Source organism: Mucilaginibacter sp. GW822-FHT03E02 (assembly GCF_058801545.1).
Genome location: NZ_JBXANJ010000001.1, coordinates 334,642 through 361,282 on the forward strand (window position 1 = coordinate 334,642; position 26,641 = coordinate 361,282).

Consider the following 26,641-nt stretch of genomic DNA (forward strand, 5'->3'; position numbering starts at 1 on the left):
TGAGCGCAAAGGCAGGGAGGGGTTTATACGAGCGGCGGGTTGCAAGCGGCTTGAACGCCCGATTTAACCCCTACCTCCCCCTTCCCCAGGGAAGGAATCGCACGCCCCTCCGCTTTTTTTATTTCTTCCGAACACCTATGCACCCAACTTAGTCAACTCAATGCGCCGATACCGCCCTATAATCGGACGGCGACATGCCTGCATGTTTTTTGAAATATTTGCCAAAGGAGGACTGATCGGGGAAATGGATATCCTCGGCTACCCTGGCGATGCTTACATCGTGGTTTCTTAGTAATACTTTGGCCTCCAGTATTACCGCATCGTCTATCCATTCGCCGGCCGTTCTGCCGGTAACTTCCTTAACGGTTTCCGTTAAGTGTTTGGGGGATACATACAGCGCATCGGCATAATACTGCACGTTACGATGTTCTTTATAGTGATGAAAAACCAGTTCCTGGAAAAGTACGTTCAGTTCCTGTTTCCGGGTTTGTTTACCTTTTATGATGATGTGCTGCTTTTCGTAAATGGCCTGTATTTCATAAAGCAGGGTCATCAAAATACTCCTGGAAATTTCTACATTGTAGGGATGTCCCTCACGGTCTAATTTTTTTTGAATCAATAAATAAATCTCCAGTATCATCCTGGCATCTGCTTTATCGGGATAAATTACCGGGATAGATGCGCTTTTAAAATAACTGAAGGACTCCAAAAAATGGCTATTGACGCTGTTTTCTGTTAAAAAGGCTTTGCTAAAAACAACAAAACGGCATAAAAAGTCATCGCTGCTGTTATAAATTCGTAAAACATGAAAAGGGGTTGCCAAAAGCATGGCATCGGGCCGGGCATCATATATTTGAAGGTTAACTTCAACCCTGGCCGTGCCGCGTGTGCAGATACCTATTATATAACCATCCGACCGGTATGGATATTCGCTCAAACTTAATAGCTGTTTTTCGTCAACAACAAAAAAATCAGCGCCGGCCAGCTTGTCGGCGTATAGATCGGCAAATTTTGATAAGCTTAATTGTCCAACCTTATTACTCATGTATATTTAATTATAATTATTTAATTCTTCTATTTTTAAAAAAAGACCTCAAAACGGCGAAAGTTTTACAGTATTTTTTGCCCCTTAACTTAAATATAGGCGTTATCCGACTTTTTGACTAATATCTCCGCATTATAGCCCTTTTTTTCTTTTCAATCCAAACTAATTTTATTCCCGATAGTTTCCAATTGTAATCCACATGCAATTGCCTATTGTAACCAATTATATTTTTATGAGAAAAGTTTTACTTTTGATGCTTTTTATAGCACCGCTAACGGCTTTTTCCCAGGGTTTCCAGGTAAACCTGGAAGGACAAAAGCAAATAGGTATGGGCCATACCGGGGTGGGTACCCTTCAGGATGGCGCGTCTGTATTTTTTAACCCGGGGGCAGTAGCCATGCTGCCAGAAAACTACATACAAGGCGGCATAAGCCCGTTATTTTTCAAATCTGATTTTAATCCGGCCGGCACATCAACTCAAAACCGAACCTCCAATAAGATTGCAACTCCATTCGAGTTTTACGCGGTTTGGGGGCCTAAGTCGTCCTTTTGGAAATTAGGGCTTGGCGTTTATACACCCTTTGGCGGTTTAACGGATTGGGGCAATACCTGGCAGGGCAAATACGTACTGGAAAGCCTTAATCTGAAAGCTATTTATTTTCAACCTACGCTAAGCATTAAACTGGCCGATTTCCTGAGCATTGGCGGCGGTTTTGTTTATAACCATGGCAGTGTTGACCTTACACGTGCTATTCCCCTGGCAAACAGCTCTGGTGAACCGGGCCAGGCCGAATTGAAAGGCAGCGGAAAAGGCTACGGATGGAATGCCGGTATATATATCAAAACAGAATCGGGTGTAACGGTTGGGATAACTCACCGTTCGCAGGTAAATACCACTATTTCCGGTGGTAATGCCATTTTTAAAGTACCTGCATCAATACAAAGCAGTTTCCCGCAGCCTAATACTTTCACTTCAACTATTCCATTGCCGGCTACTAATTCTATCGGCTTTGGGTTTTATCCTTGTAGTAAATGGATCCTGGCGCTTGATGTTAACATAGTTAACTGGGACGCCTATAAAACGTTATCATTTGATTATAAAACCAATACCGCGGCTTTGCAAGATACCCACTCGGCCAGGAATTACCAACAGGCGTATAGTTTCCGTGGTGGCGCGCAATACAAAGCTACCAGTAACCTTGCCCTACGCTTTGGCGGCGGCTATGCCAGCACGGCTGTTTCAGATGGTTATGTAACACCCGAAGCCCCGGACGCCAACCGCGTTTATGGCACACTGGGCTTAGGTTATACATTGGCCAAACACCTGGATATAGATATCTCTTTTGAGTATGAACACCTGATGCAGCGTACCCAAACCAATATCGAATCGCAGCTATCGGGAACATTTAAAACCGAGGTGTATATTCCTGGTATCTCATTGGCTTATCACTGGTAATTCTTAAAAGAAATTAATACATGAAAACACTTAAACAGCATATTTATATTATTGCAGGGTTACTTTTATTAGGTGCCTGCAAGCCCGAAATCCATACTCCAAAACCGGTTGCCGGCTCGGCCGATTTCTCGCGATACATATCGGTAGGCAATTCGCTTACTGCAGGCTATGCCGATGGTGGTTTATACCTGGCAGGGCAACAGGTATCCTACCCCAGCATTATTGGTAAACAAATGCAGGTAGTGGGCGGCGGAACGTTTACCCAACCATTGTTCGGAACCTCCCAATCAAACGGATCGGGCTATTTATCGTTAACCGGTTTTAATGCCGATGGTACGCCAATAACTACAGCGGTTACCACAAACCTGGGTATCCGGGGCCAGGTAACTGTTCCGGGTTTTGGTAATGTTATTTTATATACCAAATACTCGGGCGATATTAACAACTACGGTGTACCGGGCATTAAGCTGTTGCATATTACTTACGCACCTTATGGCAACCTTAACGGATATTTTGAGCGCCTGCTGCCCGGAAATCCGCCAACAAACTCCACCACTTATCTTGATTTTGTGATGGCAAAGCCATTTACCTTTTTCTCAAACTGGCTGGGAAACAATGATGCTTTACTTTACGCTACATCGGGCGGAGCCGGCGACGTGCTAACTGATAAAAATACTTTTGCCTATTTATACAACGTATTGATAACCACCCTTACCTCCAAAGGGCAAAAAGGCGTAGTGGCGACAATACCCGATGTAACATCGATACCTTATTTTAATACCATTACCGTTACGGCTATACTGGCTGGCGTACAAAAAGTAAACCCTGCTGCCAAGGCGCTTTATATTAAGGCGCTGGTTTCGGGCAGTACTTATGCCCCACGCGCGGCAACTGCCAATGACCTTATTGTGCTTACCTTTCCTACAAGCAAAATTGGCCAGCCGGTTACAACACCTTTTGGTAACCTGCCTTATGGCTTAACCCCTTATACGCCGATAGACAACCAATATGTGCTTGATGAAAAAGAGGCTGCACTTACCGAAGACTATGTTACATCATACAACAATACCATAAAAACGATAGCGGCAGCAAAAGGCCTGGCTATTTTTGACGCCTACACTTTTCTGCGAAATATAAAACAAAACGGATTGGTTGTAGATGGCGTAAGCGTTAGTTCCAATTATATTAGCGGCGGACTGTTCTCGCTGGACGGGGTGCACCTTACTCCACGCGGTTATGCTATAGTAGCCGATGAATTTATCAAAGCCATTAATGACAAATACAATTCGTCTATCCCGCGGGTAAACATATCAGATTATAATGGGGTCAAATTCCCTTGATGCAGTTTGCGGTTTTCAGTTGGCAGTTGGCAAGTTGAGGAACATCTGATAGACGTTTGATAAATCACAATTGCTTATCATGGAAAATCGCCTTTAAAGGCTTACATATCGGAAGATGGGTAGCCTCTACGAGGCAAAATATTTTTTTGTTTTTTGCTACAAACAGGTAGCCTCTACGAGGCAAGACACCCACTCACAAAGGTGATAGTCTGCCTCGTAGAGGCTACCTGTTTGTAGCAATATTTGTATAAATTTCTTTTATGCCCCGTAGGGGTTACCTATCTCAACCTTGAAAAGCTATTATATTGGCGTAAAAAGGTTAAACGCGATTGGTAGCTTATCCTGTTTTTAAGGCCTCTGTTTTTACTTCTTTTGTGCCAGGATAAGTTCTTTCAGCTTTTCGTTGCCATTGATGGTTTTTAAGCCCTCTTCGTAGCCTATCATAAAAATCTCGTCTACTGCATCGGTGTCAAAAATACCGTACCCGCCCAAATCGTGTGGCTCAATAACTATATCGCACAACATTTTGTGGGTGTTAAGCCCCGAGTTGATGGCGATCATAGCAGCCCTGTCAACCAGGTTACCAAATGATTTGATAGAGGTAACCACCGGTAAATGGTTACAGGATGAACCAATGATCAGGTCGCAATTGCCCACTAATGGTTCCACAGGGAAATTATTCAGGATGCCGCCATCTATATACATCCGGTTGTTGATGGTAATAGGCTTAAAAATTCCGGGTAAGCAGCACGAAGCCAAAACAGCCATGTCCAGCTCCCCATCGGTAAAGTAAACCAGTTTTGCTTCTCCCAGGTCGACAGCCGAAACTGTGATATGCGTTTTAAGCTTTTCGAAGGAATTATGCGGGATATATTTTGATATTAAAAACCTTGCTTTTAATATCGAGATCAACCCATCGCCACCAAAAGAAGGACGCAGTAATTTAAGCAGGCTATTATCTTTAATCATCTGCAATATTTCTTTCGGCGCATATCCTTCTGCAAAAAAAGCCGCGGCAATTGCCCCAGCACTTGTGCCCGATATATGCGAGAATTTAATACCATAATCTGTTAGCGCCTGCATTACACCTAAATGAGACACGCCCCTTACACCGCCACCTGAAAGTGCCAGTCCTATTTTTTTAGCCTTACCTTGATCGATACCTGAATTCATTGTGTATTTTTTGTGCCATTAATAGTACCGAAATTATCTGACGGATGAGCAACATAATTAACTTTAATGCAAATAAGGGTAAAAACCAAAGTTATTACAGTATTACCCGCTAACGAACCCGACTGCGCTGCGAAACCTCGTTGAACGCCGCCCTACTTCAGCCTGCCCACAATGTCCATTACCAGCGTGGCCGAATTAAAGGCTGCCACCTTATAAAACGATGCCACATCGTCATGGGCGCCATTATTGGCGTTGTCGCTCAGACTGCGGATCACCAAAAATGGCACCTGTTGCTGGTAGCAGGCTTGCGCCACAGCCGCACCCTCCATTTCGGTGGCATCGGCATTTAGTTTAAGGCGCAGGTTTTGGGTAGCGGCGGTGGATGCCACAAAAACATCGCCAGTAACAATGGTACCGGTAATTACCTGCGGGGTATGATTGCTGGCGGTGCCAATGTTTTGCAGTTTAATTTCCTTGCCGGCAACCTGCGCCAGGGCAACAAGCGGCGGACTGCATAAAAAATACATGGGGTTTTCGGCGCTGCTGTTTTGTATTTTGGTGGGTTTTATTACCATACCCTCTGGCGTTATCATACCGTAATCATGGTAGGCAATCTTGCTGCCAATTACAATATCGCCGGGCGATATCGCCGGATTTACGCCACCCGCTATGCCGGTAAAAATCACTTCGGCAGGTTTAAAGTGTTCCAGTACCAGTGTGGTAGTAATGGCCGCGTTCACCTTGCCCATTCCTGTTTGCGCCAATACCACACGTCTGCCGTTCAAAACACCCTCGGTAAAAGGTATATGCTGAATAGTATCCTCCCTCCGGTTCTCCATCCTCGAGTGTATTAGCGAAATTTCGGGCGCGAAAGCCCCAAGTATCGCCGTCACCGGCGCTTTTTGTTGTGCAAAAGCAATCAAGGTATTCAACAAAACAACAGGCAACAGCAGTAGTAGTTTCTTCATATAAGTTGTATATATTCTATCTATTAAAAACAATTAACGAAATGAGCCGACTAACGTCCATCTCCGAATAGGCAGTTTCGAATAATGAAGGAAAAACTTCGGTGTTGAACATTCGAAATTCTGTCTTCGATATTATTTATACTTCTGTTCTCCTTTAAATAACCGTTATCTATCTATACCCCTTTTGCTTTAGGCTTTCAGTTTCTAAATGTATATCAGTGCAAGCACAGCAAACGCGTCAATAACCCACAGCGTGGGGCTTACCTCTTTGGCTTTCTTGCTAAAAACTTTTAAAACGGTAAAGCTCAAAAATCCCCATATAATGCCCTGGGTAATCGAGTAGGTAAAAGGAATAAGCACCATCGCCAAAAAGCAGGGAATGGCATCATCGGCCTGGTGCCAGTTAATTTTGAGCACCGCGCCCATCATCAGCGCGCCAACCAACACCAGGGCCGGCGCGGTGGCAATAGCCGGTATGGCCGCCAGCAAGGGCGAAAAAAACAAAAAGGGCAAAAACAAAAATGCGCCCACCACGGCTGTCAACCCGGTGCGCCCACCAACGCTAATGCCAACTGCCGACTCGATATACGCCGTACCCGGACTACTACCCAACAATCCCGAAATAGTTGTCGAAACCGCATCGGTAAGCAAGGCAGGCTTCACGTTGCGTGGCTCGCCATCGGCATCCAGCAGGTTGGCACCTTCGGCCAGGCCAATAAACGTAGCCAGGCTATCAAACATATCTGTAAACACAAAGGCGAAGATAACCGGTGCCAGTGCCCATTTAAAAGAGCCTATTAAATCAAGCTTTAGCAGCAGGCTAAAATCGGGCGCGGCCACCACATGATGTACACTCACCAGCGTTTGCGTACCACCCCACCAGCGTCCCAGCGGATAAGCTGCCAGCGTGGTAAACAAAATACCCAATAAAATGGCGGCTTTTACCTTACGCATCAGCAACACAGCCGTTACTCCCAAGCCGGACAAAAAAGTAAGCACCATAGGTGTAAGCGGCCCAATGCTTACAATGGTAGCCGGATTGCTCGCCACAAATTTGGCGCTGGTAAAACCAATAAGCGTTATAAACATACCAATGCCCGCGGTTATGGCATAACGCAGTTGCCGGGGTATAGCCTTCACAATAGCCGCCCTGATATTAAAAACCGAGAGTAGCAAAAACACAATCCCACTCCAAAACACCGCCCCAAGCGCCACCGGCCAGGGCACCTTCATACCTAAAACCACTGTAAAAGCAAAAAAAGCATTGAGGCCCATACCCGGTGCAACCAAAACAGGGTTTTTGGCATAAAGGCCCATCATCAAGCTACTAAAAAAAGAAACCAGCACCGTAGCTGTAAGCACACCGGCGAAAGGCAAACCCGCCTGCGCTAAAATGGCAGGGTTAACCACAATAATATAAGCTGTAGCCAAAAACGACGATGCCCCCGCAATAATTTCAGTAGATATGTTGGTATTGTTCTTTTCCAGATCGAAGTAACCTGCCATGTAGCTATAAATGTATGATATGCCTAAGATAGGCATTTTTACCACAGCCCTGCAACAGGCCACGGCAAAACAATGCGGTCCCTTGCGGGCATACCTCTGTTGATAGAAACGGCACTTGGCTCCGCTCCGTAAGGCTTTGTTACATAATTACTAAAAAGAATATTTTAAGCTTTTCGATAAATCCCAACTACCAATATAGGAGGCATTAAAAAGCTATTATATGAGGCAAAATGTTTAAACGGATTGCCCGGTATGCTTAACCAGTATTGCAGAATGAATTTAGCTTTTCAGCAGGTGGGTACAGCATCCCGAAAACGAATATTCGGGCTAATAAAAGAGATTGCCGGGAATTGTAGCTACAATAGATTAGGGTTGGATGACGCGCCATTGCCAAACCGATAACTAATGGATATTTCATGCGTAGCATTATTAAAACCGCCCAAATTGGCTGATGAGGTGCCAAACTGGTAACTGTAACCTACATGGAAGGCATTCATATTTATGGTAACAATGCCGGCCATTGCCTTATCAGTACTGTAGTTGATGCCAATGCCCAATGCCTGTTTCATGTACACTGTACCTGATATATTTGCCACAAGCGGCACTCCTTTGGCGTAGGCAACCAATGTGGCTGGTTTAAATTTAATATCCTCGCTGATATTGGTCAGCAACGCCCCCGAAAAGTAATAATGGCTCCTGAAATTGGAATTGTTTTGTATAGATGCGGTTCCTAAACTGGTTATGGTAAGCTCGGGTGCCGAGATACCCAGGTAATACCAGCCGGTGTAATATATTACGCCAAATCCGATGTTGGGTTTGGTTCCTCTCACATCGTTCCTGAAGGTTGGATCGTTGGAATCCAATGCAGAATAATTGGCCGCATAGTTACGAATACCGCCATTGATAGATACCGCTAAATAACTATACGGGTCCAGCTGGATGCCTTTTGCAAAATAGGCATTTACTTCGGTCTGGTGTTCTATTGCCAGCCGGTTATCAAATACAATTAATCCTGCTGCACCGTCAACAGATTCGATGGGCAGGTTTCCGTTGATGAGGTAGGTTACCGGCGCACCGTCCATACCCACCCATTGTTTACGTGCCAGGGTATGGATCGATCCGGCTTTATCCAAAAGGGAATAGGCCGGGTTAAACGGTGTTAGGTTATCCATGTACTGGGTATAACTAAAGGCTTGCTGCTGGGCACAAGCGCTGTGGCCTGTTACTATAAGTAACAGGCACAGGCTTAATGTAACAAGCAGGGAAAACTTGTTGTTATATATCTTATTCGTATCCCGGATCATGCCGCGCTATCAGTATTTAATGATGATGAAACCGGTTTTATGTTTATTTTCTTCGCCTTTCTTATATTCCAGCGTGTAAAAATAGGTACCGGGTTGCTGCATGGTACCGCTGATGCTGGAGTGGCCATCAAATACATTCGAGCTGTTATCATAGCCTTTTGCTTCAAATATTTTAACGCCGCTGCGGTTCATGATCGTTAATTTATTATCGGGGTAGGCTGTTAATCCGTCTATGATCAGCACATCGTTAATACCATCCCCATTTGGCGAAAGGCCCTGGTGTACTACAATTCCTTCGTTAATGATGTCGCGCTGCGGCGGGGCTATGGCCACAGGTGCACTCTTAAATGACATGGAGCCTGCCGAAGGTTCTGTCCCGTAAATCAGCTGCCCTTTATAATAAACCGTAATATGGTTATTCTCCTTCATCACATCTTTGGCCATGTAGGAGTAATCATTCAGCTCATTAAAGTTCGACCAGTCTGCTTTGGTAATACGGTACTGGATATTGCCCGATGAACTTAAAGGATAAAGGGTGCCGGCTGAGGAATTTACCGCAAGCTCAAAATAAGTATCGGCCCCGGTAAGCGCAGTACCTAATGATACAAAATTACCGCTGATGTTACCGCTGCCTTTTTTAGCATAGTCTATCCAGTAGTTCAGGCTTTGTGTGCCGTCTTTGGTAAACCAGTAACGGGCAGTAATGTCACCAAAAGCTACCGGTACATTCCCGGTGTTATTAATGGCCAGGTAGGTGCTGATGGTATTGCCGCTGGTACCGGTGTTTTGATTCTGGTAAAACACGTTCAGGCTGGTAAGCGGGGTAGCAGCTGCCGGCTCGGTTCCCCATATCAGCATCCCGTTGCGGTAAAGCGTAATGTGGTTGTTATTAGCATAGCTGCCGGTATTGCTTTGGTACGAATAATCATCCGCCTCGTTCAACAATCCCCAGTCCTGGTTGGCAAACCGGGATTGGATCTGCCCGGTATTACTGCCGGCAGCCAGGTTCCCTGTTGCGGTGAAACTATATTCGATGTAACCCAGGGCGCCATTCCGGGGCTGATCCAGGGCAACATATTTCATTTTTACATTGCTGTTCCCCAACTGGGCATAGTCTATCCAGGTATTAATGCCTGCGTAATTTTCGGCCGTGAACCAGTAACGCATGGTTAATTCGCTGTAGGCTACGCCGACTGAATCGGCATTCACTACCTTCAGGTAAGGGCGGGTTATGTTATTGGTTAACTGCCCGGCATCGCCGTCCTGGTATTGTACCTGAAGGTTAAGTGGGATAACCGTCAAGGTCCGGCTAAGCGTAGTATCTTTATACATTGCATTGCCCGGCTGGCTGGCTGTAATAATAGTTGTGCCGGTGCCGGTAATATGAACCAGCCCGTTTGTTACCGTTGCAACACCTGTATTACTGCTGCCAAAGCTTACCGGCAGGCCCGATGATGCGGTGGCCGAAACATTAAAATCAGCATCGCCTGGCCGTTTGGCAGGCAGGGAATTAAAAGTAATGGTTTGAGCCAGTTTGCTTACGGTAAGGCTTTGGCTTACCGGACTTGCAGGGAGATAAGTAGCGTTGCCGGCTTGTGTTGCGGTAATGCTTACTGTACCTGCTCCTTTAATATGAATTTTACCGTTTACAATGGTTGCAACTGTTGTATCAACGCTTGCGTAAGAGACCAATAGACCCGAACTTGCTGTGGCGCCTGCATAGAAATCAGTATCATTAACCTTTTTAGCAGTTAATGTATTAAACGTGATAGTTTGAACCAGTTTGCTTACAGTAAGGCTTTGGCTTACCGGACTTGCCGAAAGATAAGTAGCATTGCCGGCCTGTGAAGCGGTAATAGTAGTGGTACCTGCTCCTTTAATATGGATTTTGCCGTTTAAGATGCTTGCAACTGTGGTATCAGCACTTACGCACGATGCCAAGAGGCCTGAGCTTGCAACTGCGCCTGCATAGAAATCAGTATCGATAACAGTTTTGGGGCTTAAAGTATTGAAAGCTATTGTCTGAGCTTTTTTAACTATGGTTAAACTTTGGTTCATCGAGGTTGCGGCTTTATAACTTGTATTGCCGGCCTGCGAAGCAGTAATAACAGCTGTTCCGGCTGCTTTAATATGAATATTGCCGTTAACAACAGATGCGATGGTAGTATCGGAACTGGCGTATGTTAAAGCAAGACCGGAAGACGCCGTAGCTGGCGGTGCAAAATCGGCATCGCCCATTACCTTTTGTGCAATTGGGTTAAAGGCAATGGTTTGATCGCCCAGCTGATCGGCAGCAATTTCTGTGGCGCTTAATGCCCGGCTGTATATCTTAAACCCATCTATCGAGCCCTTAAACATAGGATCTCCGGAAAACTGCGATTTTCCTAAATAATTGGCGCTTGTGGTACCCAGTGCCGATGGTTTAATGCTGATAGCTGTAGATGAAGCTACCGAAGCACCATTGATGTACATGGTACAGGTGCTGCCCGACCGCGTTATGGCCAGGTTTGTCCAGGTGTTGAGCGGGAAAGTATAATTAAAGTTAAAGTTCTGCTCGGCAGCCGATCCGTTTTTAATGGCATAACGCACAGTTGATTTTCCGCTAACCACTGCGGCCTGAACGCTTAAAAACATGTACTGTGTGGTGCTCGATCCAAAATCAAATACGCGCATCCATGTGCTGATAGCATCCATCCTTACCCAGGTCGAAATGGTGAAATCATTCAGCGTACTCATTATACCGGCCGGAAGCGTGGCATATGAATTAGCTGTACCATCCAACAACAGTGCCTGCCCGTATTTACCGGTACCGCGGCCGCCTGTAGCCGCCAGCGTGGCATGGTTTGCGCCCCAGGCATCAATCCCTTTTGTTCCGGCAGTCTCATCAAATTTATAATAGTCGTTCTGGCCGGTATTGGGTTTCGCTACTACCTCCAAACTGTTTGGGCTTTCGGCAGTGCTGTCAATTGATGTAACTACATAAAAATAGGTACTCCCGTTAGTTACACCGGCATCTGTGTATTGTGTGGTGCTAACATTTGCAATAGTAGTATAAGGCCCGCCCGAAGCCGATGCACGTTTAACCTTATAGCTAAAGTTTGATATCGGCACCCATTCTATGATGTTTTTAGCATCGCCCGAGGCAACCAACAACCCGCTTACCACATTACTTTGAACGGTTAAAACAAGGGTTGCTGTGCCGGTGGTATTCCCGTCTGACGCGGTTAGTGTTACTGTAAACACACCTGTTTGCGTAGGTGTACCGGAAATTACCCCGGTACTGGTATTAATACTAAGCCCCGTAGGGAGCCCTGTTGCCGAAAAACTATTGGGCGATTTAATTGCCCCAACTGCATAGTTAAATGGCTTCCCAACCACAACGGTATCAGTTAAAGCACTGGTAATGGTAACGGGCACGGTACGGTCATCCAATAAAACCACATCATTTCCTGTTCCGCCTTTATAGGTTATCCGGAAATTGTATGCACCAACGGTAATCAGAGCCAGTTCGGGCAAATTTTTAAAGGTTCCGGCGATGGCATTGGTACCGGTATTATCAATAATAGTATATGACGTACCCGATGGCAGCGTTCCGGCAGTACCCGTTACTGACAATTGGGGAGAGTTGGCCAGGGTGACGCCGGTAGTTGTTATTTTATCGCCGGATGCACTGCCAAGGTCAACTTCGGCATTGTAAGTGGCATCGGCTTTTAAGGTTAAAGCACCGGTTATCAGGGAACCGATGGCCTGATTTCCAGGCTCAAGTATCGCCCCTGTTCCGCTTCCGGTTCCGATAGTAATTGATCCTGAACCTTTACCAGTTCCGCCGAATGAACCGGCTGTAACCGTAAGCGCACTGTTAAATACGCCGGATGACGGATCGTTATTCAGCAAGAATTTTCCGCCATTGACGGTTGTTGTGCCGCCATATGAATTATTGCCGCTAAAAATAAGTACGCCCGAGCCTACTTTTTCAACGTTCATTGAGCCCGACATGACGCCTCCGAAATTTGTATTAAGGTTTAATGCACCAATGCTGATGGTTGGGCTGCCCCCGGCATCTGTACGGATAGCTCCCCTGCCGCTAAGTGCGCCAAAACTGATGGTACCGGTAGAAAATAGTATACCCTGGCAGTCATTTCCGTTGGCATCCAGGTTCCAGTAGGCCTTGGCACTGCCCGATTGGGGAACTTCAAAGCGCACCCGATTGTTACCGCTACGTAATTTGGATACAAAAGTACCGGTAAAATTGCTGTTATCGCCAAAAAGGTGTAAGCCTGCGTAAACGTTTCCATCCTGTATAATAGTGCCACTACCCAAAAGCTTGCCATACAGATTTATAGCGTTACTTGTTTGATAAAAATAACTGGTTTTGCCCGCAGCTATTTCAAAATCGTTATAAAACGTCGCATCGCCATTTACAGAGAACAATGCCCCACCGTTCATAATTATTTTACCGGTACCCAGCGGACCAGATGTTGGGGCAGAAGGCGTTCCTGTGCCAATGCCCGATACCTCCATGCCATATACAGGGGGCCAGCTTTGCCCGTTACCGTTTAGCGTGGTATTACCGGTATAAGTATTGTTTCCTGATATATAAAGATATCCTATACCATTTTTAAGCAAACTTCCGTTGCCTCTTATGCCGCCGGTGAGCGATATAGTGCCATTGGTTACGGTGTTTACATTGAGTAAAGTATCCAAAACAATGGGCATGCTCAGCGTATGCGAGGTTGTGGCATTGTTAACCAGATCATTCCTTAAACGAAGTGTATCGCCGGATATGTTGTAGCTATTTGCACCAGCGTTAAATTGCATCCGCGAAACCGCCAGCCCTTTAATATCATTAGTCAAAATGGTATCGGCCGATGCATTGAACATGACAATGGCCGGGCTGGCCGGGATAGCGTTTTCTACCCAGTTGGCCGCCAGTTTTAATGAATCGGTTTCGGTAGCGGGTTTCCAGGTATATGAGCCGGAACCCGGAACCCCGAATGCCTCAATTGAATTGGCGCTTTCTTTGGTTTGCCCAACCGACGAAACCACGTAATAATAAGGGCTTCCGTTACTTACATTTACATCGGCATAACTGGTGCCCGGCACATTGGCCACGGTTGTATAAGGACCGCCACTAACAGTGCTTCTTTTTACATTATAGGTTGCTGCCCCCGAGGCGGTGGTCCAGCTTAAATCAATTTCTTTATTTTTATTAACCACAGTGGGTTGTGCAGGGGCCGCAGGCGGAACTGAAGCAAAGACCTCGTTGGAGTTACCACTTTCCAGATTCCCGGTAAGGGCCGTAATAACATAATAGTTATTTACTTCGGGCACGGGAGAAGCATCAGTAAAGCTGGTACCGCTAACCCCTGCCTGGATTGTTGTATATGCACCTCCGGGGTTTAGCGAACGTTTTACCGAATAACCGGTAGCGCTGGCCGAAGCTGCCCAGGTCAATTTAATTTGCGCAGCGTTAACCACCGATGCCGCGGCCGAAGCGGGCGCTGCGGGCGTTTGGTTATTGATAACGTTGAGGATGAGGGTTGCCGTACCTGTGCCGCTGGCATTGGTAGCTGTTATGGCAACTTCGCTTTGCCCTAAAGCAGTAGGTGTGCCGGAAATAATACCGGTAGCCGCATCAAGGCTAAGCCCGGCCGGCAAGCCGCTGGCATTATAAGAAGATGGATTAGCACCAGCAGTAATATTATAATTGAAAGGTGTGCTGATAGTAGCCGTGGCTGTGGTAGCACTGCTGATATCCGGAGAGCCGGCCGGCGCAGTTAGACTATAAGCTACATTGCTGAACGTGGCAGTATTGAGTGCCGAAGCATTACCAGAGATGGTATAAAACCCGGCATACAGATCGGTTGGGAAACCTGTTGCAGAATACCAGCAACTAAGATTGGTCCAGTTAATACCGTCCTGCGAATGGTAGGCGAATATACGCGTGCCTACGCGTTCGATTTTTAACCACCAGGGAGCTTTGGGCTGATAATGATTACCGATACCACCCGTTGCGTTGAGAAAAATATCCCAAAATGCGGAACCAGCAGCCAGCGATTGACGTAACATGACGCCGCAGCCGCCGGTATTGAGCGACATGCTGTTAACTTTTACAACCAGGCCAGCGTTGCCGCTGATCTTTTTAAAATTGAAGCTGAAGGCATTACTGGTAGAAGTTCCGGCAGAATTAACTGTCCAGACCCCGTTATTCAACGAAGCGCTGCCTGCCAGGCCGGTATTACCGATATCCAGATTGGTTAGGTTACTCACCGCCTGTACATTATCGGCAGGGTAAACAACCGGCGTTAAAGGTGTGGCATGCGAGGTATCGGAAGATTTTAAATACAAAAACGAAAAACCATCTTCGCCTGCCAGCGCGCGTATTTGCTCGGTATATGGTGTTGGGATGCCTTTACGGAGTGCATATGCTCCCTTGATGATATTATTAAAAGGGTGCCTGTGAACAAATCCGGGCGGGATTCCCCAATTAGTCCAATAACTGGCATAGGCCCCGTATGGGATAAAAGATAAAGTACCGGCGGGCGACTGGCTATACTGGCTATATAACTCGCCGATTTTAAGCAAACGATTATCAAATTCTGCAAACAGGTCAACCCCTTGTTTCCAGGCTACTTCGGCGCTCCACCCAAGCGCCTGGATCTGCTCAAACCAGTGGTCATCACGACCGGAGTCGCCTACTTCGCCGTTAGGTAAGCTATTCCGCAACCCGCCGCCTGCATCCATACGGTATACCTCAACGGCTTGCTGCCATAAAACAGGATCTTTTAAATAGGCCGATATACCAATTGCTATTGCAGTTTGAAGAGCCCCTTTATTAGCATCTCTTGTAGGGTAAGGCGACCAGGAAGTTGGAAATAAAACATTACGGAAATAATTATTTACATGGGTATCATTAGCCGCTGTCCATCCCGGGAAGGTACTTCTCAGGATATCAGCCCCTACAACAAAATAAGCTACCCGGTCGCCAATATCCAGCATATTTTCTCCGCCACCCCAGGTAGTATTGGTAACCGCCCAGGCATCCAGCATATTGGTGGCTTTACGGGCGTATGTGGAATCGCCTGTAAAAACATACATGAACGCCAGGTTATGAATAGCGATCATATCTTCCAGCCAGGCCGGATTGTTTAAATTGGGAGCTCGTGTTACCGTAGCAAAAGGTCCTCTCATTCCATAGCTCAATTGCGAATGCGAATCGCCTTTGAGGGAATTATATCCCGTAAGCCAGGGCTCGGTATTCATGTTGGCTTTTAGCTGGGCCAGATCTGCCTGGGTAAAGGGGACGCCAGGACTTGCAAAGGTTTGGGCATTTACTTTGTTGGCCATCGCCGACGACAAAAGCAACATTACCACCATTACTAAAAAATAAGTAACTTTTTTTCTCATATAATTTAATATTACACCGGTTTCCGGATAGGTTGTTTAGCTTGGGTTATATAGATGTTTTGATGATTTAGACACTCAAAATTTTAGCCGTTATCTGTTTTCACATTATAGTTAGCCTTGCTATACAGGGATAATTCACTAAAATGTTAGTACAATAACTTTACAGGATTCTCCCGTTTTGTTTTAGAAACTACAGTTTTTGCTTAACTCTTGATTAAACACCATTCACCGGCATGCATGAACTGTAAGGTTTATTTGCTTATTGATTTAAAATCAAATGTCGGCCCTAAAATGGAGATACAAGGGTGAACCAGCGACCAATTATAGGGGACAAAGCAACATTCGTAATGCTTTGCGCCCTATTTTTCAGCGTGGTGTGAGGGAGTACTGAATTTCTGCTAAAAGTGATATTACCGGCAGATTCCGAATTTTAGCATATTTCGGTGAGGCAGGCCACAGCCTGAATTATACGATTCTTTGAGGGGATTGAAGGGAGCAAGCAGCCGTTAAGCTGCCTGCTCCCAAAAAACGATCTGTATTAAGGTGGCTTTGTGTTTAGTGTTAGCTATTATTTAAATCAGTTGACAGATCGGTATCCTGCTGATTTTTCTTTTCCTTTTTTGTCAAATTTTGCACCATCGTTTCGGCTACTTCTATAAAAACCATCAGCTTTTCTTCGCTTATGCCGGTTTTGGCCATTTCGTTTACCTCTCTTACTTTCATTTCCACATATGGAACAGATTTTAAAGCATGCGGGGATAACGAAATCAGGTGCTGACGCTTATCGGCGGGATTGGTTTTTACGATGACGATCTCGCTTTCTTCCATCGAAAAAATGATATGGGCCACTCTGGATTTATCGATGTGCAACAATTCGGCTAATTGATTTTGGGTGATCGGCGCTGGTTGTTTGGCCAGTATCAGCAGTACCTCAAAATGATGGTTTAACCGGACTGAAGATAATTCCCTGGCGAGGCTCCTGGTATAAAAATAATTGATCAATCGTAAATTTTGCGATAGCAGTTCTGTGTTTTTCATTTGCTACTGTGCTATTTTGTTTTACCCGATGCTATGTATTCATTGTGCTGGGCATGTGCTTCGGCAATATCATATTCCAGCTCCGGGTCGATATTTTGTGCTTCTACTTTCCTGGCTTTCTCCATCAGTTCTTCGTGGTGTTCCTGCAAATAGGCCAGCTGTTTTTTTCCGTAGGAGAAACGGGTAAACAAAACAAAAAGCACCGGCACAATAAATATGGATATGGTTGATGAGGCTATCATTCCCCCTAAAACAGTTACACCTATGGTATTCCGTGATTCGGCACCGGCACCGGTGGCCAATACCAGCGGCAATACACCCAAGATGAAAGCAAGCGAGGTCATGATGATAGGCCTTAGCCTCAGGCGAACAGCTTCCAGGGTGGATTTCACCAGCTCTTCTCCCCTATCAACCCTTATTTTGGCAAATTCAACAATCAGGATGGCATTTTTGGCGGATAGGCCGATTAAAGTAATGAGCCCTATCTGCGCGTAAACATTATTGGTAATGGTTGGCACTACGGTAAGCGCAAGGATAGCCCCAAACGCGCTTATCGGCACAGCCAGCATCACCGAAAATGGTACCGACCAGCTTTCATACAAAGCAGCAAGGAACAGGAATACAAACATAATAGAGAACATGAAAATGTAAACCGTAGTCGACCCTGCTTTTAATTCCTCATAACTCAATCCCGAAAATTCATAGGTGTACCCGCGAGGTAACGATTTGGCAGCTAAAGCCTTTAATGCCTCAATTGCCTGCCCGCTGCTGTATCCCTGTGGAATGGAACCATCAACTTCGGCAGAGCGGAAGATATTGAAGTGGGTGATGAGCGGAGCAGCCACTATCGGCTTGTAACTGATTACCGTGCTTAAAGGAAGCATTTGGCCTGCCGAGTTGCGCACATAATATTTGTTCATGTTGGAAATGAGTGCCCGGTAAGCCGTATCGGCCTGTACTACCACATGATAAGTTCTGTTGTATAAAGTGAAATTACTGACAAACAAACTGCCCATATAAGCCTGCATGGTTGAGAAAACATCCGAGATATTGATGCCCAGCTTCTCGCATTTTTCCCTGTCCACATTAAGCTGATAGCTTGGTGTATGTGCCGAGAAATAACTGTAAGCGCCTGCTGTAGCGGGATTGGCTTTTGCTGCTGCCACAAACTTTTTAACCACTTTTTCAAAGGTGTAAATATCATCTGTAGAGTTACCCTGCTCAATTTGCATGCTGAACCCGGCGGCCTGGCCAATCCCCCTGATGGGTGGCGGTTGAGCAACCACCACGTTGGCATTTTTGATACCGGCTTTGGCAATTTTTTTCTTAATCACGTTCATCAGTCCCGGCACTCTTGTATCGGGCGTGGTACGATCATCCCAGGGAGTGAGCATGCAAAACATGGAGCCGTTGTTGGAGTTGGCACCACCATTCAGGATATTGAAACCCGATATAGCGGTATAATGCAGGATGCCCGGTGTTGATGCCACAATTTCCATGAGCTTGTTCATCACGTTGACCGATTGAATGGTTGACGAAGCTTCGGGCAGCTGGTAGGTTACATACAAACGCCCACCGTCTTCTGCCGGCACAAAACCTGATGGTTTCAGCATAAACAGCATATAGGTGCCCACGCAAATACACACCAACAGCACAATGATGTACCGTGCGCCTTTAATGCTGCGGTGCACACCTTTGGTGTATTTAAAGGTTAGATTTTCAAACATCCGGTTAAAGCCCCTGAAAAACCTATCGAGCCAGTTCGATTTGTCGGTTACCGGCTTGGTTGGCTTTAGCAACAACGTGCAAAGCGCAGGTGTTAACGACAGGGCGATAAATGCCGAAAGGATCACTGAAATGGCGATGGTAATGGCAAACTGCTGGTACAAACGCCCGACTATCCCCGGTATAAAACCAACCGGCACAAATACTGAAGCCAGGATGAGCGCTATAGCGATTACCGGTGCCGAGATCTCTTTCATGGCATGGTAGGTAGCCTCTTTGGGCGACATGTGCTGTTCATCAATGTAGTGCTGCACTGCCTCTACCACAATAATAGCATCATCAACCACTATACCTATCGCCAGTACAAACCCAAACATGGTTAATGTATTAACAGTAAAGCCTAAGGGTATAAAAAAGATGAATGTAGCCAATATGGATACCGGGATGGCCAAAATAGGAATCAATGTTGAGCGCCAGTTTTGAAGGAACAGGAACACCACAATAGCCACTAAAATAAGTGCTTTTATTAGTGTACCGATCACTTCCTGCATCGATACTTTGATAATGGTTACCGATTCAAAGGGCACCACGTAATCAACATCTTTAGGGAACGACTTTTTCAATTTGGCCAGGGCCGCGTATACGTTTTCGGCAGTTTGCAGGGCATTACTTCCCGGCGATTGATAGATCTGGATAGTAGAAGCCCGGTTACCATCAACAAAAGCATTACTTGAAAATGTAAATTTGCCCAGTTCAACCCTCGCCACATCCTTAAGGTGCACCAGTTGACTGGTGCCGGGGATGCTTTTTACCACGATGTTTTCATAATCCTTTACCTTGCTGATCATCCCGTTAACCAAAATCCCGGTTTCATAGGTTTGGGAAGCATCCTGCGGAGGGGCACCAACTGAGCCCGCGGCAACATACACGTTTTGCGCGTTTAGGGCGGCAGTTACATCGGCTGGGGTTAAGCCATAGGATGCCATTTTATCGGGGTTCATCCATATCCGCATACTGAAGTTATCAGTACGGGCGCTTACATCGCCAACGCCCGGAACACGCAATATGGCATCCTGGATAAAGGTACTGGTGTAGTTATCCAAAAAGGTAATATTATGGCTATGCTTTGGCGAGTAAATAGCCACCAGCATCAATTGATCGGGGTTACTGGCACGTACCGTTAGCCCCAGTTTACTTACTACAGATGGTAGTAAGGGCGCAGCTATCCCCACACGGTTTTGCACGTTGAGGGCGGCGATATGCACATTGGTACCTATTTTAAAAGTTATCCTGATGCCCATACTACCGCTATTGGTACTGGTGCTGGTCATGTACTCCATGCCCGGCGTTCCGTTCACCTGCTCTTCAATTGGGGTGGCTATATTTTGTTCCACGGTTTGCGCATCGGCACCCGTGTATGACCCGTTAACCGATACACTGGGCGGCGAGATATTGGGGTACTGATCAACCGCGAGGTTAACCAAGCATATTACCCCGGCAATCATCAATACCAGCGATATCACGATGGCGGTTACGGGCCGCTTTATAAATGTATTTGAAATCATCCTTAATTAGCTTTATGTAATGCACGGGATTTTTCAATCTCATATTCCAGTTCGGGATCGATGTTTTGGGCCTCCACTTTTTTAGCTTTCTCTGCCAAATCTGCTTTATGGGCCTGCAGGTATTCCAATTTTCCTTTACCGTATGATAGGCGGGTAATGATTACAAACAACACCGGTACAATGAAAATAGCCAGTGTAGATGCTGCTATCATCCCCCCTAAAACCGTAAATCCTATGGTTCTGCGCGCTACGGCACCTGCACCTGTTGCCAATACCAGCGGCAGTACACCCAAAACAAATGCAAGGGAGGTCATGATAATTGGCCGCAACCGCAGACTTACTGCTTCTAAGGTTGATTTGATGAGCTCCTCCCCCATATCAACCCTCACCTTGGCAAACTCCACTATCAGGATGGCATTTTTGGCCGCAAGCCCGATGAGCGTAATTAACCCTATTTGCGCATACACGTTATTGGTTAAGCTTGGCACCAGTACCAATGCCAGGATAGCCCCCATGGCACCTATCGGCACAGCTAAAAGCACTGAGAATGGTACCGACCAGCTTTCATACAAGGCCGCCAGGAACAGGAATACAAAGGTGATAGAGAATAGGAAAATGTAAATGGTCGTCGACCCCGCCTTGATCTCTTCATAGCTCAGGCCCGAAAACTCAAAATCATAACCCTCAGGCAACGTCCGTTTAGCCAGTTCCTGCATGGCAGCAATGGCCTCGCCGCTGCTATGACCTTCAGCCGCCGATCCGTCAACCTCGGCCGTGCGGAAGATATTAAAGTGGGAAATTAGCGGCGGCGCGTCAACCGGTTTATAGCTCATCAACGTACCTAAGGGCACCATATCGCCGGCCTGGTTGCGTACATAGTATTTATCCATGTTGGCCACCACTTTACGGAAAGCCGTATCGGCCTGTACCACTACGTGGAAGGTGCGGTTATAGGTAGTAAAATCATTGATGTATAAGCTGCCCATGTAGGCCTGGATGGTGGTAAACACATCTGCTACGTTTACACCCAGCTTTTCGCATTTTTCGCGATCAACTGTTAGACTATAATTGGGGGTATGCGAGGTGTAAAAGGTGAAAGCTTTGGAGATCACCGGATTTTTATTGGCCTCGGTTACAAATTTATCTACCACCCGTTGAAAGTCCTGCAGGTTATCTGTTGTGCTTCGCTGTTCTATCTGTAAGCTGAAACCAACGGTTGTGCCAATACCCGGCAAAGGCGACGGTTGGATCACTTCTACGTTAGCGTCCCGTATCCCGGCATCGGCAATTCGTTTTTGCAGTTCGCCTATAATACCCGGTACCTGTTCGGTTGTTTTACTGCGCTCATCCCAGGGTGCAAGCTGGCAATAAATGGTGCCGTTATTGGAGTTACTGGCATTGGTTACCACGTTTAAGCCCGATAACGCCGCATAGTGTGCCACGCCCGGTGTTGAGCCGATAACCTTCATCAGTTTCGACATTACCTCAACCGATCTGGCGGTAGATGATGCAGGCGGCAATTGAAACGTTACATATAAATTGCCGTCATCCTCTGAAGGGATAAATCCCGATGGTTTATGCTGGAACAGGAAAAACGTGCCTACACAAATACACAGCAGCAGGATCACAATAAAGCGGGACGCCTTGATGCTTTTTTTAACACCCTCAGTATACCGGTCTGTTACCCTTTGAAACCAGCTGTTGAATTTAAAAAACATTTTGTTGATGCCTTTTGCATCGGCGTCAATATGCGATGGCTTTAACAACAACGTACACAAAGCCGGCGTTAATGACAGGGCGATAAATGCCGATATAATTACCGAGATAGCTATGGTGATAGCAAACTGCTGGTACAAACGCCCGACTATGCCGGGGATAAAGCCTACCGGCACAAATACCGCCGCCAATATGAGCGCAATAGCGATTACAGGTGCCGAAATATCCTTCATGGCCTGGTAAGTAGCCTCCTTGGCCGACATGCCTTCGTGATCGATATAATGCTGTACCGCCTCTACCACAATAATGGCATCATCAACCACAATGCCTATAGCCAGCACAAAGCCGAACATGGTTAGGGTATTAATGGTAAAGCCAAGTGGTATGAAAAAGCAGAACGTACCAAAAATAGATACCGGGATAGCCAGTACAGGGATCAGCGTAGACCGCCAGTTTTGCAGGAACAGGAATACCACCACAGCCACAAGGCCCAGGGTTTTCAATAAAGTCCCAACCACATCTTCCATAGAAACCTTTACTACAGTAACCGATTCAAACGGAACCCGGTATTGCACATCAGATGGAAAGTTGGTTTTCAATTTAGCCAGAGCCGCGTACACGCCATTGGCAGTTTCAAGCGCGTTACTGCCGGGCGCCTGGTAAATTTGCAGGTAGGATGCCTTATGCCCATCAACAAAAGAGTTACTGGAGAAGGTAAACTTACCCAGCTCAACCCGGGCAACATCTTTCAAATAAACCAGTTGCCCGGTAGCCGGGATGGTTTTTACAATCACCTTTTCAAATTCCGATACTTTACTTAATCTACCATTCACCAGGATACCCAACTCGTAAGTTTGACTGGAAGCCTGCGGCGGCACACCTGCCGTACCCGCAGCTACCTGCACGTTTTGCGCATTAAGTGCCGCTATTACATCAGATGGGGTTAAGCTGTAAGCGGCCATTTTATCAGGGTTCATCCAGATGCGCATACTGAAATCATCCGTAAAGCGGTTAATGCTGCCCACACCGGGAACACGCAACAGCGCATCCTGTATAAATATGTTGGTATAGTTATCTAAGAAAGTGATGTTGTGCGTGCCTTTGGGCGCGTAAATAGCCACCATCATCAGCATGCTTGGGTTTACCGCGCGTACAGTCAACCCGAGCCTGCTTACTACGGCAGGCAACAGCGGGGTAGCAATACTCACCCTGTTTTGCACATCAAGCGCGGCAACATCTATATCCGTACCCATTTTAAAGGTTACGTTCATGCTCATTTGCCCGTTATTGGTATTATTACTCTGCATGTATTCCATGCCCGGCGTTCCGTTCACCTGCTCTTCAATGGGCGTGGCAACGGTTTGTTCAACCGTTTGCTCATCGGCACCGGTAAACTGGCCGTTAACCTGTACAATGGGCGGCGTTATATCGGGGTACTGATCTATTGGCAGCATGAGGATACTCACGGTACCGGTAATAATCAGCACAATAGATATCACGATGGCCGTTACAGGTCTTTTTATAAAAGTGTTAGCGATCATAGGATGTCTTCGTCTAAAATTTTTTGTTTGTGTTTAACGTTACCACTAACGGGCTTTACCGCCTGCCGATGGGCCTACCTTGTTGGCTGTAGTTATTTTTGAGCCATCGTGCAGTAATTGCACCCCATCAACAATAACCCGTTCGCCTTCATCGATGCCACTTTTGATGATCATGTTGGGGCCAATAGTTTCACCAACCTGTACCTTTTTTTGAAATGCCACCAGTTTTTTGATCTTGTTTTTTGCCGAATCGGCGCCCGCTTTAGGATTGTTCATCATGGTATCTTTGGCGGTGTACACAAAGTATTCGCCCATTTGCTCAACAACGGCTTTGCCCGGCACTACAATTTGCGGCCCCGGCTCCTGGTTGTGCACGCGTACCACGCAGCTCATGCCTACTCTTAACATTCCTTTGGGATTGGGGAATACCAGCCTGATGGTGATGGCCCCGGTTTGCGAGTTAACAGCTCTATCTATCACCGCTATTTTACCATTTACCGGGTAAAGCGAATTATCTGCTAATAAAATAGTGAACAGCGAATCGGTTGGCTCGTGTTTGCTTTGCTGCAGGTGCTCAAACTTGGGCAGCTGCTTTTCGTTGATCACAAAATCGACAGCCATAGGATCATTAGTTGATATAGTATTTAGCACGGTAGTACCTGCGGTTACCACGTTACCCAATTTTACCTGGCTTAGGCCAATGGTACCATCAAAAGGTGCATATACATCAGCATAGCCTAAATTGGTTTTAGCCGTCCTAACAGCCTGGTCTGCCGATTTTACCTGGCTCTTGGCATTTTCCAGCGTAATTACAGCATGGTCGTACAACTGCCTGGCTACTGCATTGTATTTATTAAGGTACTCGTAGCGGTCGGCATCCTGTTGGGCCTGCAGCAATGTACCCTCGGTAACTTTACGGTTGGCAACGGCTGCATCATAGCTGTCCTGGTAAATCCGCCTGTCAATTTCGTATAGCTTTTGTCCCTTTTTCACCTCGGTTCCTTCGGTAAAAAATATACCGGTTATGGCACCTTGCACCTGTGGCAACAAGGTTACCTGGCTAAGGGCGGCCGTGGTTGACGGGTACTTATCATAATACAAAACCCGCTTTGCCTTCACCTTGTACAGGTTTACGGGCACTTCGGTATTTTCGGGCGGCTGCTTTTTTTGGCAGGCCGCAAAAAGTAAAATACTTATAACAATGGCATTTAAAAATACGCGCTTCATCGGAATGGTTTTTTAGTATTAATAAGTGATATCTCCCATCGCTTTTTCCAGGTCAATTTTGCTTGATAGTAGCTGGAAAAGCGAATTAGTGTAATTGATTTCGGCTGTGATCAGGTTCGATTCCGCGGTGATCACGTTTAGATAGGCTACAATGCCCTGTTTGTATTGCAGGTTTACCACAAAATAAACCCGCCGGGCCATAGCCACGTTTTTGCGCTGCACATTAAAGCTGAACAGGTTACTTTTGTAACCCGCCAATCCAGTAGTGTATTCCTTAAATAGCTGCGATTTAAGATCCACCTCATCCCAATGGATCAGTTGCTCCTGTAATTGGGATTTGTGCACATTATGCACCCGTGCAAAACCCGTAAATATGGGGATGCTTAACGATACACCTACAATTGAGCTGGGGTACGATTTTGACAACAGGTTTGAAAAATTGTTGTTGGCATATTGCAGGCTGTAGTTGAAAAACCCCGAGATGGTTGGCAGATAAGCGTATTTGTAATAATTGGTAAGCTGCTGCTGCAAATCCTTTCGGGTTTCAACCTGGCGGTATTCAATCCGCTTTTCATATTGTAATTGCCGGGTGGTATCAATCTGGATATCGGCCATCATCTGGGCCGTATCAATACTTACATTAAAATCCTTTTGCGGCTCGTAACCCATCAGTTGCTTCAGGGCTGCGTATTGCGGGATAATATTTTCATTGGCCTGCTTTAACTGGGCTATCGAATTATTAAGGGTGATGGTGGCTTGTAAGTAATCGGTTTCATCTACAATCCCCCCTTTATATTGGTGATAGGTATCACGCAGGTTTTTACCAAGCCGGGTGGTATCTTCCTTTAAAACATTGATCTGCTGCAGGGTGAGCAGCACATTGTAAAAAGATTTGCTCACTGCGGAAACAAGATATATTTTGGTACTATCGGTAACCTGTTGAGCCTGTTTTACTAATAAGGGCGCGCTTTTAGCCGCATACAAAAGGCTGGGGCTTAAAATGGCCTGCGATACCGCCAACTCCGGAATAAAGGTATTAGTGTAACTGCTGCGTACTGTACCGGTAGAGCCGGTGCCGGTTGTGGTGCCCGTGCTTGTAGAGATATTAGCGTTCGATTGCTGAATATAATGCACCACGTTACCATTGGCGTTCACCTGCGGTAACCAGGCTGCTAAGTTGATGGCATTGGTTGTTCGGGCAATATCTGTACTGATTAATGATTTGTTTAAAGCCGGCTGATGTATCAATGCGTAATCAATACATTGTTTAAGGGTTAAATACTCCCCGCCGTGTTTACCGGCATCGGTAGCATTGGGCATTATCGGGAAACCGACCGTACTGGTATCGGGCACATTTTCAGGTACAGGAAATTGCTTCTTCTTATTACTTTGCGCGGCTGCGGATAATGATAGTAAGAGTAGGCCTGCAAATAAAAACGGCCTTAAACCATAAATATTTATTGGTATGCGCGTCATGGCAAAACAGGTTGATGTTATAGCGAATGACGTTTAACCGCCATTCTGATTAAATTTTAGAAAAAAGGAAAACAAGGTTTGAAAGCGTCAAATCTGCAATGCCGGCAAAAGGCATGAGATTGACACAACATTTACCGATGCGGGGTGCGGATTA

The 26,641-nt window shown here is 46.1% G+C and carries 13 protein-coding genes; 2 read left to right on the forward strand and 11 right to left on the reverse strand.

Going from position 1 to position 26,641, the window contains the following annotated elements:
• Positions 1 to 157: 157 nt before the first annotated feature.
• Positions 158 to 1,045 (reverse strand): helix-turn-helix domain-containing protein, encoded by an 888-nt coding sequence (locus AC1RM2_RS01180; RefSeq protein WP_492982565.1) that lies wholly within the window; start codon positions 1,043 to 1,045, stop codon positions 158 to 160.
• Between the two features lie 232 nt (positions 1,046 to 1,277).
• Between AC1RM2_RS01180 and AC1RM2_RS01185 the strand changes: the two genes are divergently transcribed.
• Positions 1,278 to 2,501, forward strand: a complete 1,224-nt coding sequence (locus AC1RM2_RS01185; protein WP_492982567.1) for an OmpP1/FadL family transporter — start codon at positions 1,278 to 1,280, stop codon at positions 2,499 to 2,501.
• 20 nt (positions 2,502 to 2,521) lie between these two features.
• Positions 2,522 to 3,841, forward strand: a complete 1,320-nt coding sequence (locus AC1RM2_RS01190) for an SGNH/GDSL hydrolase family protein (RefSeq protein WP_492982569.1) — start codon at positions 2,522 to 2,524, stop codon at positions 3,839 to 3,841.
• A 363-nt stretch (positions 3,842 to 4,204) separates the two neighbouring features.
• On the opposite strand, the gene AC1RM2_RS01195 is transcribed toward AC1RM2_RS01190, so the two are convergent.
• From AC1RM2_RS01195 to AC1RM2_RS01240, 10 genes are all read right to left on the reverse strand, one after another.
• Positions 4,205 to 5,014 carry a patatin-like phospholipase family protein gene (locus AC1RM2_RS01195; RefSeq protein ID WP_492982571.1) on the reverse strand — a complete coding sequence of 270 codons (810 nt, stop codon included), beginning with the start codon at positions 5,012 to 5,014 and terminating at the stop codon, positions 4,205 to 4,207.
• Positions 5,015 to 5,166: 152 nt separating this feature from the next.
• Positions 5,167 to 5,982, reverse strand: coding sequence for a 5'-methylthioadenosine/adenosylhomocysteine nucleosidase (locus AC1RM2_RS01200; RefSeq protein WP_492982573.1), 816 nt, complete (start codon positions 5,980 to 5,982; stop codon positions 5,167 to 5,169).
• 204 nt (positions 5,983 to 6,186) lie between these two features.
• Positions 6,187 to 7,524 carry an NCS2 family permease gene (locus AC1RM2_RS01205; protein ID WP_492982575.1) on the reverse strand — a complete coding sequence of 446 codons (1,338 nt, stop codon included), beginning with the start codon at positions 7,522 to 7,524 and terminating at the stop codon, positions 6,187 to 6,189.
• Positions 7,525 to 7,844: 320 nt separating this feature from the next.
• Positions 7,845 to 8,792 (reverse strand): PorP/SprF family type IX secretion system membrane protein, encoded by a 948-nt coding sequence (locus tag AC1RM2_RS01210; protein ID WP_492982577.1) that lies wholly within the window; start codon positions 8,790 to 8,792, stop codon positions 7,845 to 7,847.
• 9 nt (positions 8,793 to 8,801) lie between these two features.
• Positions 8,802 to 16,199 carry a cellulose binding domain-containing protein gene (locus AC1RM2_RS01215; RefSeq protein ID WP_492982579.1) on the reverse strand — a complete coding sequence of 2,466 codons (7,398 nt, stop codon included), beginning with the start codon at positions 16,197 to 16,199 and terminating at the stop codon, positions 8,802 to 8,804.
• A gap of 561 nt (positions 16,200 to 16,760) precedes the next feature.
• Complete coding sequence (locus AC1RM2_RS01220; RefSeq protein WP_492982581.1) at positions 16,761 to 17,237, reverse strand: MarR family winged helix-turn-helix transcriptional regulator; 477 nt, start codon at positions 17,235 to 17,237, stop codon at positions 16,761 to 16,763.
• An 11-nt stretch (positions 17,238 to 17,248) separates the two neighbouring features.
• Positions 17,249 to 20,527: an efflux RND transporter permease subunit gene (locus AC1RM2_RS01225; RefSeq protein ID WP_492982583.1), complete on the reverse strand. Its 3,279-nt coding sequence runs from the start codon at positions 20,525 to 20,527 to the stop codon at positions 17,249 to 17,251.
• Between the two features lie 2 nt (positions 20,528 to 20,529).
• The gene (locus tag AC1RM2_RS01230; protein WP_492982585.1) at positions 20,530 to 23,784 is read right to left on the reverse strand and encodes an efflux RND transporter permease subunit; all 3,255 of its coding nucleotides are present in this window, start codon (positions 23,782 to 23,784) and stop codon (positions 20,530 to 20,532) included.
• A gap of 45 nt (positions 23,785 to 23,829) precedes the next feature.
• Complete coding sequence (locus AC1RM2_RS01235) at positions 23,830 to 25,011, reverse strand: efflux RND transporter periplasmic adaptor subunit (protein WP_492982587.1); 1,182 nt, start codon at positions 25,009 to 25,011, stop codon at positions 23,830 to 23,832.
• Between the two features lie 18 nt (positions 25,012 to 25,029).
• Positions 25,030 to 26,487 (reverse strand): TolC family protein, encoded by a 1,458-nt coding sequence (locus tag AC1RM2_RS01240; protein WP_492982589.1) that lies wholly within the window; start codon positions 26,485 to 26,487, stop codon positions 25,030 to 25,032.
• Between the last annotated feature and the right edge of the window lie 154 nt (positions 26,488 to 26,641).

Excerpts from the sequence above, each read along its gene's own strand:
- AC1RM2_RS01190 (WP_492982569.1), top strand. The coding sequence starts at position 2,522 with ATGAAAACACTTAAACAGCATATTTATATTATTGCAGGGTTACTTTTA.
- AC1RM2_RS01210 (WP_492982577.1), bottom strand. The coding sequence starts at position 8,792 with ATGATCCGGGATACGAATAAGATATATAACAACAAGTTTTCCCTGCTT.
- AC1RM2_RS01215 (WP_492982579.1), bottom strand. The coding sequence starts at position 16,199 with ATGAGAAAAAAAGTTACTTATTTTTTAGTAATGGTGGTAATGTTGCTT.
- AC1RM2_RS01200 (WP_492982573.1), bottom strand. The coding sequence starts at position 5,982 with ATGAAGAAACTACTACTGCTGTTGCCTGTTGTTTTGTTGAATACCTTG.
- AC1RM2_RS01205 (WP_492982575.1), bottom strand. The coding sequence starts at position 7,524 with ATGCCTATCTTAGGCATATCATACATTTATAGCTACATGGCAGGTTAC.
- AC1RM2_RS01235 (WP_492982587.1), bottom strand. The coding sequence starts at position 25,011 with ATGAAGCGCGTATTTTTAAATGCCATTGTTATAAGTATTTTACTTTTT.
- AC1RM2_RS01180 (WP_492982565.1), bottom strand. The coding sequence starts at position 1,045 with ATGAGTAATAAGGTTGGACAATTAAGCTTATCAAAATTTGCCGATCTA.
- AC1RM2_RS01240 (WP_492982589.1), bottom strand. The coding sequence starts at position 26,487 with ATGACGCGCATACCAATAAATATTTATGGTTTAAGGCCGTTTTTATTT.
- AC1RM2_RS01220 (WP_492982581.1), bottom strand. The coding sequence starts at position 17,237 with ATGAAAAACACAGAACTGCTATCGCAAAATTTACGATTGATCAATTAT.
- AC1RM2_RS01230 (WP_492982585.1), bottom strand. The coding sequence starts at position 23,784 with ATGATCGCTAACACTTTTATAAAAAGACCTGTAACGGCCATCGTGATA.
- AC1RM2_RS01185 (WP_492982567.1), top strand. The coding sequence starts at position 1,278 with ATGAGAAAAGTTTTACTTTTGATGCTTTTTATAGCACCGCTAACGGCT.
- AC1RM2_RS01195 (WP_492982571.1), bottom strand. The coding sequence starts at position 5,014 with ATGAATTCAGGTATCGATCAAGGTAAGGCTAAAAAAATAGGACTGGCA.
- AC1RM2_RS01225 (WP_492982583.1), bottom strand. The coding sequence starts at position 20,527 with ATGATTTCAAATACATTTATAAAGCGGCCCGTAACCGCCATCGTGATA.